Origin of the sequence: Devosia sp. MC532, assembly GCF_016461625.1 — a bacterium.
Classification (GTDB): domain Bacteria; phylum Pseudomonadota; class Alphaproteobacteria; order Rhizobiales; family Devosiaceae; genus Devosia.
On sequence record NZ_JAEMNZ010000021.1, the window covers coordinates 1 to 12,250 of the forward strand.

Annotated in this window: 7 protein-coding genes; 4 read left to right on the top strand and 3 right to left on the bottom strand. The window is 57.3% G+C overall.

Features of this window, described 5'->3' with window-relative positions; genetic code table 11:
• Both JHC09_RS16615 and JHC09_RS16620 read left to right on the top strand, forming a co-directional pair.
• Positions 1-154, top strand: a 154-nt coding sequence (locus JHC09_RS16615; RefSeq protein ID WP_199532892.1) for an integrase core domain-containing protein, incomplete at its 5' end; no start/stop codon positions are given.
• Between the two features lie 86 nt (positions 155-240).
• A complete protein-coding gene (locus JHC09_RS16620; protein WP_199532893.1) occupies positions 241-549 on the top strand; it encodes a hypothetical protein in 309 nt (102 codons plus the stop codon).
• Positions 550-839: 290 nt separating this feature from the next.
• On the opposite strand, the gene JHC09_RS16625 is transcribed toward JHC09_RS16620, so the two are convergent.
• Both JHC09_RS16625 and JHC09_RS16630 read right to left on the bottom strand, forming a co-directional pair.
• Positions 840-9,290: a glucoamylase family protein gene (locus JHC09_RS16625; RefSeq protein ID WP_199532894.1), complete on the bottom strand. Its 8,451-nt coding sequence runs from the start codon at positions 9,288-9,290 to the stop codon at positions 840-842.
• A gap of 425 nt (positions 9,291-9,715) precedes the next feature.
• Positions 9,716-10,150, bottom strand: coding sequence for a helix-turn-helix domain-containing protein (locus JHC09_RS16630; protein ID WP_199532895.1), 435 nt, complete (start codon positions 10,148-10,150; stop codon positions 9,716-9,718).
• 98 nt (positions 10,151-10,248) lie between these two features.
• On the opposite strand from JHC09_RS16630, the gene JHC09_RS16635 reads away from it, so the two are divergent.
• Both JHC09_RS16635 and JHC09_RS16640 read left to right on the top strand, forming a co-directional pair.
• Entirely contained in the window at positions 10,249-11,115 is an 867-nt protein-coding gene (locus JHC09_RS16635) for an SDR family oxidoreductase (RefSeq protein ID WP_199532896.1), read from the top strand.
• Positions 11,116-11,188: 73 nt separating this feature from the next.
• The gene (locus JHC09_RS16640) at positions 11,189-11,587 is read left to right on the top strand and encodes a nuclear transport factor 2 family protein (protein WP_199532897.1); all 399 of its coding nucleotides are present in this window, start codon (positions 11,189-11,191) and stop codon (positions 11,585-11,587) included.
• 569 nt (positions 11,588-12,156) lie between these two features.
• Here JHC09_RS16640 and JHC09_RS17235 read toward each other — a convergent pair.
• Positions 12,157-12,250, bottom strand: a 94-nt coding sequence (locus JHC09_RS17235) for an IS3 family transposase (RefSeq protein WP_349236570.1), incomplete at its 5' end; no start/stop codon positions are given.

Genomic DNA, 12,250 nt, shown 5'->3' on the forward strand with positions numbered 1-12,250 from the left:
CCTGAACGCGCACTGGTTCCTGAGCCTTGACGACGCACGGGCAAAGATGGAGGAATGGCGTAAGGACTACAACGAGGTCCGCCCACACAGCGCCATCGGCAACAAACCGCCGATATCGCTCATGAATGTGTCAGGGGCATCCGGCCATCCCTGAACGCATACCCCCGGAAAAGCCCCAGGCGGGTGGTCCAAGATCTGGGGGCACGTTAAATCGTCGCCCGCTTTTGCTGGAGATGTCCAATGTTCGGGGCACCAAATTCACATGACAAGCAAACCAATCAACTTTTTCGCGAACGCGATCAGGCAAGAAAGATGTGGCCGTTTCTGACACCATATGACCTGAGTACTTTGAAATCACCATTGCAACTCGCATCGATGATCAAAGACCGAAAAGGCATATCGCAGGAAGAGGCCCTTGGTGAGGTCGACCGCTGGATGACTGGGTACAATGCCCGGATACAATCGGCTTCGCTTGACCAATGGGAAACCGACGGCGGCAGCGGCGTGACGAAGATCATCTACCTCCCCAATCCTTCGGGAAAGCACTGAGCCATGATGAGGCGCAGCCACAGAAGTGGAGCCTAGACCAGCACTCAAGACACGGATTTGAGAGAAGACGATGTCTTGAGCGCTAGGCTCACATCACAACCCGATAGCTGCACGTGTTAGCCACCGGATGCTTGATCTCGGCCATTGCGTGTTCCGAGTTATGTCCAATCGGCGATTTGACCCGTTGCAGCCCCGCCTCCCTCTGACCGCGGGGATGCTCGACTTTTGCCCCGGTGTGGCTATTAGGGACCTTTAACGCCACCCTTGCGATAGCCGCGCCATGGACGCGACTATCTGGGCAATGGCCGGAGGGTGATGGATAAGGTGTGCGTCCCCCCGTCCAGTCGTAGCCGGACGACCTTGCCTTGAGGGGCGAGTGCCACCCCATCGAGAACTGCGTTGGGTAAGCTATCTGCATCACCGCCGCGATTGTGCACGGTGATCTCATATTGCGTGCCAGCCACGGTCAGCTCGGCGGAAAAGCCAGGCCAATCGGCAGGAAGACACGGGTTGATGATAAGCGTGTCACCTTCGCGACTGATGCCGAGAATGCCTTCGATACCGGCACGGTACATCCAACCGGCAGAACCCGTGTACCACGTCCAACCGCCTCGCCCCGTGTGCGGCGCCACCGAATAAACATCGGCTGCCAAGACGTATGGTTCAACCTTGTAAAGGGCGACTGCTTCTGCGGTTAGCGCATGGTTTATGGGGTTCACCAGCGCGAAAAGATCGAACGCCTTTTTCCCCTGGCCCAGTTTGGCGAAGGCGAGAATGGCCCACATTGCGGCGTGGCTATATTGGCCACCGTTTTCGCGAAGTCCGGGCGGATATCCCTTGATATAGCCGGGATCGCGCGGCGTCTGGTCGAAGGGTGGAGTGAAAAGCAGCGCTAAGCCCAGGTCCGGACGGATGAGGTGTCGATCGAGGGAGCTCATAGCGACGCTGGCGCGAATGGGATCGCCGCCTCCCGACAGCACAGCCCAAGACTGGGCAATGGAGTCTATCCTGCATTCGTCGCTGGATTGCGACCCTAGCCAGGAGCCGTCATCGAAGGTTGCACGCCGATACCATGCCCCATCCCATGCTTCACGCTCGAGAGCGGCCTTGAGTTTGATGCTGTGCAGTCTCCAGCGTTTGGCCCTTTTGGGATCGCGGATGTCGGCGTATGGCATCAGGAGGTCCAGAGCGCGAATAAGAAGCCAGCCGAGCCAGACGCTTTCGCCTCTTCCGTCTTCCCCGACGCGGTTCATCCCGTCGTTCCAATCGCCGGTGCCCATGAGTGGTAGGCCATGCTGACCGGTCAATTTGATCGCTAAATCCAGGCCGAGCGCGCAGTGTTCGAACAAGGATGCCGAACGCTCCGAGATCATAGGTTGGAAAAAGTTGTCGTGTTCGCCCTCGGCCAGTTTTGGGCCTTCGATAAAGGGAACAAGCTCATCGAAAATATCCGCATCGCCGGTCGAGATAGCATAGGTAGCGGCTGAAAATGCAAGCCAGACGCAGTCATCGGAAATGCGGGTGCGCACGCCTTGGCCCGAATGCGGTAGCCACCAATGCTGGACATCGCCATCAATGAATTGGCGGCCAGCCGCGCGCAATATGTGATGACGACTATCTTGCGGACGGACAAGCGAGAGCGCCATTCCATCTTGCAACTGGTCACGGAAACCATAGGCACCACTGGCCTGGTAGAAGGCCGAACGCGCGGTGATGCGACAGGCCAGCGTTTGGTACAGCAGCCAGCCATTGAGCATGATATCCATCGCCCGATCGGGCGTTCTCACCTGAACAGCGCCGAGAATGGAGTGCCAGTGTGCGGCAACCTCGGCCAAGACGCCATCGAGATCAGCGCTGCGATAGCGCTCGATCAGCTGCCGCGCCTCCTCTTCTGTTCCAGCTTGGCCGAGTAGGCAGACAATCTCGATGCTCTCTCCAACCGCAAGTTCGATGCTGGTTTGTAGCGCCGCGCAGGGGTCGTGGCCCGCGCCAGCTGTCCCGCTAAGGCCTGTCTGGCTCGAGAGGGCAGCGGCCGACGCCGTGCTGCCATTGCGTCCAAGGAATTCGGTGCGGTCTGCAGTGGAGGCCGTCTGGCGACCGCCCAGATCGGTAAATGCGACACGGCCACCAAAGGCGGTCGCCCATTTGTTGGTGGCAAAGATAGCGCCAGTCTCCGCATCGATTTTGGTCAGGAGGAAAGGCGCGGTCGCGCCGCGCTGAGTGCCGAGCACAAATTCAGTGTAGCTGGTGATCGACAGGCGTCGGACGCGCTGGGATCTGTTGGTCAAAGTCATGCGGGAAATCCGCACTGGATCGACAAGCGGAACATATGCGACGAGCTCGCTTTCGATGCCATAAGCCTGATGGCTAAAGCGGGAATAGCCGTAGCCGTGGCGAGCGAGATAGCGTCCCTTGTTTCTAATCGGCCGCGCGGTCGGGCTCCAAAGAGCACCGGACGCTTCGTCCTTTACGTAGATCGCTTCGCCAACGGGATCGCTAACGGGATCGTTTGACCAAGGCGTGATCTGATTTTCACGGCTATTGCCAGCCCAAGTGTAAAAGCTGCCTTCACTGGAAACTTGGAAGCCGAAACCCTCATTTGCGACGACGTTAATCCATGGTGCAGGCGTCGTAGCGCCATTGTCGAGAGCGGTCACATATTCCGTTCCATTGTTAGCGAACCCGCCAAGACCGTTGAAAAATTCGAGGTCGTCGGGCAGAGCGACCGTCTCTGCTGAGGAGGCCTGCGCGGGCATGAAAGGCTTCACGTTTAGTGGTGGAGTTCTGCTCGCCTTGTCTGCAATTTGGTCTGCGATGGAGCCCATCCGCGCGAGGAACACCACACGCGCGCTCGCCTGGAGCAAATTGCGCGTTTCAAGCCCCAAAAGATCGGCACGCAGTAAGTAGACGTTACCCTGCGCGGGGGTGTTGTTATAGCGAGGTCTGGACTGGCTGGACCGAAGGGCCGCTTCGATGGCGTTTTGCAAGTCCTGGACATAGGAAGAGCCGCGCTCGTTGATGATAACAAGATCAACGGCCAACCGTTTAATCCGCCAATACTCGTGCGCCCGCAACATCTGGCGCAACTGAGGCATGTCTTCCAAGGCGTCAATGCGCAGCAACACAATTGGCAAATCGCCCGAGATGCCGTGCGGCCAAAGTCCCGATTGGGGGCCGGCCCCTGCCATAATTGCATCTGAAGAGGGTCGGAAAACCGGATCGGCGTAGAGGATGGGTGCTGCGAGACGTTGGAAGTCAGCTGCCTCCTCCAGAGATACGTCGAGATGGTGTAGTTGTACTTGTGCCTGGGTCCAGGCGAGGGTTTTAGCCCGTTCGTAGGCGCTCCGGTCGTGGTGCTTGTCGATCAGTTCAAGCAATTCAACACGCGAGGACGCAACAACAGTCCAGAAAGCGATTTTCGCGACTTTGCCCGGCGGAATGCGCAGCTGTCGACGCAGTGCGAACACGGGGTCGAGCACAGTCCCTAAGGTACCGGATAGCCCTTGGTTGTCGTGAATAGCCGCCGCATCACCCAGAGAGCGGTTGCGCCCCAGGAAACGGGAGCGGTCAGTTTCATATTGTGGGTCGGACAGCACTTCACCCTCAACCACGGCGAAATGAGCCGCCCAGATTTCAGGTTCACTTGGCGACCGTCGGCGCCGCGTGGCGACGAGAGCACCAAACTCGGACAGATATTCCGTTTGAACAAACATCTTGGCGAAGGCCGGGTGCGCATCGTCTGTGGCCGCTGCGGCTAAGACAAGCTCGGCATAAGAGGTCACTTCTATGTCACGAGGGCGACGCCCGCTATTGGTGAAGCAAACCAGCCGCACCTCGCTGTCGTCTTCGCCAGACACAAGGACGTCCATTTCGGTTGTCATGGTTTGGTCGTGGCGGCGAAATTGAGCGTGGTCCTCGCCAAATTCGACTATTGCCTCAGCACTGTCGTTCATCGGCTGCTGCGTCGCCGAGAAGACCAAGCCTGTACGTAGGTCTTTGCAAAACACGAAGGCACCACAGTCATCGCGGGTCACATCTTCGCGCCAACGAATGATGGCGATGTCTCGCCAGCGACTGTAACCGCTACCGGAGGCAGTCAGCATCACGGTATAGCGGCCATTGGACAATAAATGCGTGATTGGGGCCCCATGATATGGCAGTGCAAGTTTGCGCACCACTGGGCTCATGTTTACCGACAGATCGGAGGCTGCCTTGATTTCTTCAGCGCGTGGCCGGGCAATTGCAACGTCCCGTGGCACGCGCTCGGAGAGCAGAAGCTCGCTCGCCTTGATCATGGGTTCACGATGAAAGCGTGCGCGCATGATGCCATCGCTCAGCACATTGGCAATGGCGGTAATCGTCATCCCTTGGTGATGCGCCATGTAGCTTCGAACTATCGCCAAATCATCATCGTCCGGCAGTCGGGAACGCGTAAAATCAAGCGCCTCGTAGAAGCCATGAGTGCCACGTGCGCCCATGCGTTCAATGCGCCGGAAATTCTCGATTGCGGCTCGTGGGTCAACCATTGCAGCCAGACCCGTCGCATAGGGCGCAATGACCATATTGCTCGACAGGCCACGCTTTAGGCCGAGCCCCGGCACACCAAAATTCGAATACTGGTAGGTGAACTCGTAATCGCGGACATTGTATGCGGACTCGGAAATGCCCCAGGGCACATTGCGGGCGCGGCCGTAGGCCTCCTGACGGGCGACGACCAGTCGATTGGTGGCGTCGAGGAGACTTTCCGCTGGCGCACGCATGACCAGCGAGGGCATCAGGTATTCGAACATGGACCCCGACCAAGAGATCAATGCTGAGCCATTGCCCAACGGCGTTGCCGTGCGCCCGAGCCGGAACCAGTGTCGGGTAGAGACATCGCCCTTAGCGATTGCGAACAGGCTGGCTAGTCGGGCCTCTGACGCCAGCAGATCATAGCAATTCAGGTCTAGCCTATTGTCAGGAAGCGAAAATCCGATGGAAAGCAGTTTCCTGTCTGGATCGAGGAGAAAAGCGAAATCCATATCAAGAGCGATGCTGCGAGCGACGCTCTCCAGTGCAATCAGGCGGGCGTGGAACGCTTTAGGATCAGTCTGCAAAGCGCGCCGGTCACGCGTCGCCTCAACAATGCGCCGATTGAACGCTGATACCCAATAGGTGAGATCACTAGGCCCTCCAATGTCAGTGGACGATGACCGCAACGACACCAACTTGAGCCCTTTTTCGGATAGGCGGAGCAGCGTTGGAAGCAGGATATCGAAGGACTGTTGCGTCTCCATCTGCGCTTGGATTTCGTCCAGTACGGAAGAAATTGTTGGATCTGCGGAGCTCGGTGATAATGCCAGCGCTTTCCGGGCGAGCACCACATTGTCCATAAGTCCCTGTCTCGTGTCTAACGGCGCACTTTCGGCCCATTCGGCGCAGGCATTGGCAAGCGCAATGAGATGCCCGGCGAGATTGCCGCTGTCGACCGAAGAGACATAGGCCGGGTCAAGGACACGCAGATCGCGCGTGTCATACCAGTTGAAAAAATGCCCGTTGAAACGCCGCATCTGGCCGAGCGTCGCGAAGGTCTTCTCCAACCGGTCGATGGTTTCGAGAGTACCGGCCCAGCCAAAATCGCGCGCAGCCACGGCGGACAGCAGGTAGAGCCCAATATTAGTGGGAGATGTGCGATGCGCGACGCTGGGCACCGGTGTTTCTTGGAAATTGTCCGGTGGCAGCATATTCTCCAGCGGCGTGACATAGGTCTCAAAATACCGCCAAGTTTGCCGCGCGATCAGCCGTAAATATTTGGCATCACTCGAACCCAAGTCTCGATCTGGGCGTGTTGCCGGGGACCGGCTGGTCCAAAATGCGATGGCCGGTGCGGCAAGCCACAGCAACACCAAAGGCAGCGCTATCGCCAACGAGGTGGGCGTAATCGCCATCGCTCCGGCGAACAGCAATATGGCCAGAGCTGTTCCCTTAGCCATGTCGCGATAAAACCCGAGCAGCGTCAATCGCGCCCGCTGGCCCGCACTTGCCGCCGTCGTCCATTCGAGCAGGTGTTTACGTGAGACGGTCAGCCGGAACAGCGTGCGCACGATTGCATCGCCGTTGCGCCACGCTTGATCAGGAAGAAAGGCAAGGCCCAGTCCAACCTGCAGCGCTGCCAACTTGAAATCTCGTGCGAGGCCGAACAGATGCGAGCGCAGTTGTAACCCAGGACTGTGCGGCAAGATCGAGAAGAGAATTGGCACAAAGACTGGAATGATCAGGGCCAAAAGGATTGCGGCAATCGCAATTGCATTCGCTGGCTCCGTCATCAGGCAGGCAAGGAACAAGGCAAATAACGCCGTCGGCGCAACCAGTGATCGCCTCAGGTTGTCCAGCATTTTCCAGCGCCCGATAGTGGGGAGCTTGCCATCCCGAACGAGCCAAGGCAGCAGTTGCCAGTCGCCGCGGGTCCAACGATGCTGTCGCCGCACAGCGACATCATAACGGGTCGGAAAATCGTCGACGACTTCGACGTCGGAGCTCAGGCCCGCTCTGGCATAAATGCCCTCGAACAGATCATGGCTAAGCATGGTGTTTTCCGGAATGCGTCGAGCCAACGCTGCCTCGAACCCATCGACGTCATAAATGCCCTTACCGGTGTAGGACCCCTCGCCAAAGAGATCTTGATACACATCCGAGACCGCCGCCGCATAAGGATCGATCCCCCCAGGCGCCGAAAACACCCGCTGGTACAATGAACTGTCTTGACCAATCGGCAACGACGTGGCGACGCGCGGCTGGATAATCGCATAACCATCCACAACCCGGTCTCCACGAGCATTCAAGCGCGGCCTATTGAGCGGGTGAGCCATTTTACCGACAAGCCGCACAGTCGCTTCGCGAGGCAATTTGGTATCCGCGTCGAGGGTGATCACATAGCGGACATCCGCCGGCACGTGGGGCGTGCCGAAACTGGTGTCGCCTGCGCCGCGCAAAAGCCAGTTGAGTTCTGTGAGCTTGCCGCGCTTGCGCTCCCAGCCCATCCAAAGGCCCTCGCCCACGTTAAATCGCCGCGCGCGGTGGAGGAGCAAAAAGCGATCGCCAGCGGGTCCAGGACCGTGACGCGTGTTCAAGGCCGAGATAGCCTGTTGGCCAATATCCAACAGCGCTTCATCGCCTTCTACGGTTTCAGTGTCTGCATCGAGCCCGTCGGTCAGAAGGGCAAAGCTAATGTCTCCACCAGCGCCAGACAGATAGTGAACTTCAAGCTGCTCGATGTCTTGGAGCAACTGGGCTTGGTCAACCAACATTGTGGGCACGACGACAAGTGTCCGCAATTCGCTCGGGATACCAGCGGCGAGTTCCAAACCTGGAAGCCTTGCGGCCCTGACTCCGACACTCACCGTGCGATTGACAACCGCTGCTGCAACTTCGCTCGCTGGCACAATTGCCAGAACCAGAAATGCAAAAAGAAGGACTGAAGGCACCGCGGAGGCCGACACTATCCAGCCGAGCGACGCCACCAGCGCGAGTGTTATTGCGGTAATAGCAAGGACATAGCCGCCAATGCCCAACTTCCCCATCGTCCGGCCAAAGTGGAGCTGAGCATTCGGACGAAATCCGATAGCGCGTTCAAGCGCCCGGCGACCGTGGTCAATCAGATGATATCCTGGATCGCCCAGCCGCTCCGCTTCTGTCGGAGAGCCTGCTTGTTCGGCTGCATCTTTCGCGAGCGCCAAAGCGGACTGAGCGATCTCGAGTTCGGTGAATGTCGAGCCTCGCGCCAGTTGTTCGATTGCGCTGCGATAGAGATCGCGTGACGCGAAATCCATCTGAACGAAGTCGCTGCCATCAGACAGGCATGCATCGACGAGACTGACGCTTTCAACAAGCTCCCCCCAGTCGATATCGGAAATCAGCCGCATGCTGGTAATGATATTCCGAATAGTGACATTGGAGGCGCCTTGGCGCTGCTGGGCATGCTGCACGACTGTTTCAATCGTACTGCCTTGGCGTGCCAATTGGTCTTCGAGCCAGCCAAGGCTAGGCGTCGTCCTCGGATCGCGGTCACGCAAACGTTTGGCCAACTGCGCTGCGAACAACTCCGACAGCTCAGCACTCGGCATGCGGACCGCAGATGATCCTTTGGTGTCCTCGGCGAGCAGCGAGTCAGCCAAGGCATCGGCTTCCAGCCGAGCAGTGCGTCCAACTATGATCTGATCCGCAAGGCGCCTCAGGTTCTCGACCAGGACAATGCGCAATGTGATCGCGACAGCCCAGAGTTCACCAATCGTGAGTGGCTGGACCTGTTGATATGCCGCAATAAAGCGCGTCAGGGACGCGGGATCGAAGTGACTGTCTGTGTGCGCGACGAAGGCCCACGTCAGGCCAAAAATGCGGGGATAGCCAGCAAAGGGGCCATCGGCTAATTTGGGAAGCTGGCGGTAGTAATTCGGCGGGAGATCATCATGGATTTCGCGGATTTGCTCGTCGACGAGATGGTAATTGTCCAACAGCCACTCTGCGGCCGGTACTACGGCGCGGTCACTTTCGATCTCATGTGCGCTGCTGCGATAGGCGGCCAATAATACGGACGCGTTCTGTTTCAGCCGTCTATGCAAAGAGAAAACGGATGGCGGACGCGAAGTAATGCTTTGAGCTGCCGCCAGACTGCGAGCGTGCTGTTCCAATCGTTCGATGCCGAATAATTCCTCGCGCACCGGCGCAGCGTCGTCCCACGGATTAGCGAATTTGTGCCTAGTCATACGCACGTCACCTCGAAAAAACGACCGCGCCCGGCGGAAAATGCGCCGGTGGAGAGAGCTAGGCGTCAAGCAAGTCCGCGCTGAAACGGTTTGCGGTGTTCCTACCGATCAGCGCTTAATTCAGTGCAGGCGAAATCCCTGTGGCTCAGCGGGCCAAAGCGAGGAGCAGCATTGTCCAAACCCGGATCGTCTGGAGGAATCTTTATTCCCATGTGGCGTTCGATTGGCAGCGAGACGTTCGCAGCATTACCGTCGCACTCGCTGCCCGGACAGAATTGTAGGGTTTACCAATGGTCCTGCGGAGATTTCGGGACGGCACTAAAAGCCAAATTGCTCCCTTTCTGATCAAACGCTCAGATGCGGAACATGGTTGCGGTCCTGTGCAGCATGGCGGCAGCAGAATGGAGGGCGCTCAGTCGTGCCGATCAGCGCGCTTGTGCGACTTTTCTCAATGGTTCACTTGATGCCAGTGGCTTATCAGTCGCCGCATCTTTAGCGTTTGCCTCGCTGGCGCGATGCTCCTGCCCCCAGCGGGCGAGCAAAGTGACCACTTCCTCCAGCTTTTTGCCGGATGGGGTGAGCTCATACTTGCCGATACTTCCCTCCGCGCCGGAGCGGGCAATAGCGCCGTTCAGTTCCAACTCCCGCAATTCGCGCGAGAGCATGCGGGGGGAGATGGTGGCCAAGAGGCGCTCAATATCGGCGAAGCCCTTGGGGCCGCTCAGTAAAGTGCAAACGATTGCTAGCTTCCACTTGCCACTGACGACATTAAGCGCGTCGCGAATAGACAAGACAAAGGCCTTCTTGCACAGATCGTGCTCTTCGGGCTCGACCTCCATGTGATGCATGACGCGGGACATTTCGGTTCTCTAGCGAAGGGCCAAGACGACTATACAACTTGATAGTTCTTCCTAACGGCGAAGGTCCTACCCTCGGATCAGGTTCTGAGGAGTGTGTCATGATCCTTGTCAGCGGTGCAACCGGCCAACTCGGTCAGTCTGTCGTAAATCATTTGCTCAAACGCGGCGCCAAAGGACGGTTCGCCGTTCTGGCACGCGATCTGGTCAAGGCAAAACAATATGCAGATCAAGGCATTGAAATTCGTCATGGCGATTTTGACAATCCAGATTCCTTGACAACTGCCTTTGCCGACGTTGAGCGGTTTCTTTTCGTCTCGACCCTTTCACAAAACCGTGGTGCCCAGCAAACCGCTGTTGTCGCCGCCGCTCGTCGCGCTGGCATCAAGCATATCGTTTATACCGGGCTCGGCATCCGCAACATTGCGACCTCGGCCGTAAAGTCGCTCATGGGCAGCCATTTTGAAACGGAAGACCGCATCCGGGAATCCGGCATGGCGTGGACCTTTTTGCGTAACACAATGTATGCCGAAGCCATTCCCCAGATTATCGGGGGCGGTGCGCTGAGCACGGGCATCGCCCTATCTGGTGGTGATGGTCGTGTGCCCTATGCCCTGCGAGACGAGATGGGTGAGGCCGCGGCCAACGTGCTGCTCGCAAATCATCACTCAGGCAAAACATATACACTCACCGGCGGCACTGCCTGGAGTTATGGCGACCTCGCCGCAGCGCTTTCGCGCATCACGGGCCGACAGCTCGGCTATCAGGATATCGCGCAAGACGACTTCCGCCTGCAACTCATCGCCATGGGGCTGCCCGACTTTATGGTCTGGCTGACGATGGGCACTGTGCAGGATATCCGCGAAGGGCAATACGACATCGCAACGCGTGATCTCGAACACCTACTCGGGCGCCCACCCGCAGCGCTCGACGCGATGTTGCGTACAGTCTTTCAGCTCAGCCGCTAAAGCCCGGCCACGCCGGTAGCGCAAATTCCTTGCGCCTCCGCCCAGTCCTTTCCCAAGACAGAAGAAGGTTACCATGACAAGTTCTGCCAGAAATGCCGTCGATCGTATGTTCCAAGCCTTTAACGCTAAGGACCTAACGGGGGCGCTTGCGACCGTATCCGAAGACACTCTGTGGATACATCACGGCTCGCAAAAAATGCCGTCGGTACGATTTGAAGGCAAAAGCGGCGCTGAGAAGTTTTTCGCGACAAGCTTTACCGCCATGACAATCGACTATTTTCGTCCCCTCAGCTTTATCGAGCAGGGCGATATCGTTGTTGTGCTTGGCGAGGAAAGTTACGTTATGGAAGGTATAGACGGAAAGCTCACCAACAAGTGGGTACAGATCTACACTGTTGCCGACGGGCTCATCGCGAAGATGGAAGAATTCGCAACTTCGTCGGAAGCGACAAGTTATGCCGTGGTCGTTTAGTAATTGCATTAACACCCAATAGTAGACCGAAATTAAAAACGCTCACAAAAACGGACTATATTTTCCTTATCTAAAAATATCAGGAACAGGATCCCGGATATAATACGAATATCGTCAGCACGCGTCCGGTAAATGACGCGTATCCCGATCTGTCTGTAGCGAGTGCTATGGGGCCTGCATTTAGGCTATGCAGACCCCCTCTTCACCCTGTCTAGCCTGAGCAAACGGCTGAAGGGTGAGCACTGCTTCTCGCAACTTGTGCCCCCGCTCCGAGAGATACCAGCGTCCGAAAATGGTGCGGACGATATAGCGCTTGTCTCTGATATCTCGGGAAGCCTTTAACGTCAGAGAAAAGAGGTTAAGCGCGGCATCGTACTCTGAGGCTGAGTGCCAATGCGCACTTTTGCCAATAAACAAGCGCCCCTTCGCAAGTGCATGAAATCTGTCAATCTTGTGAACAAGACCAGTGGTCCAGCATGGAGGTCGGGAACGCGCCAAAGTAGTGACTCATACCTCCCTAAATGTTAGGCAACAAACATTGAGCTGCTGCCGGTTCGGTGGACCCACGGTTAGGCTAACTTAGCTTTTTCTTCGTAGTCTACGGGGCTCAGATAACCCAGTGTAGAGTGCCGGCGCCTCGGGTTATAGAAGCGCTCGATATAG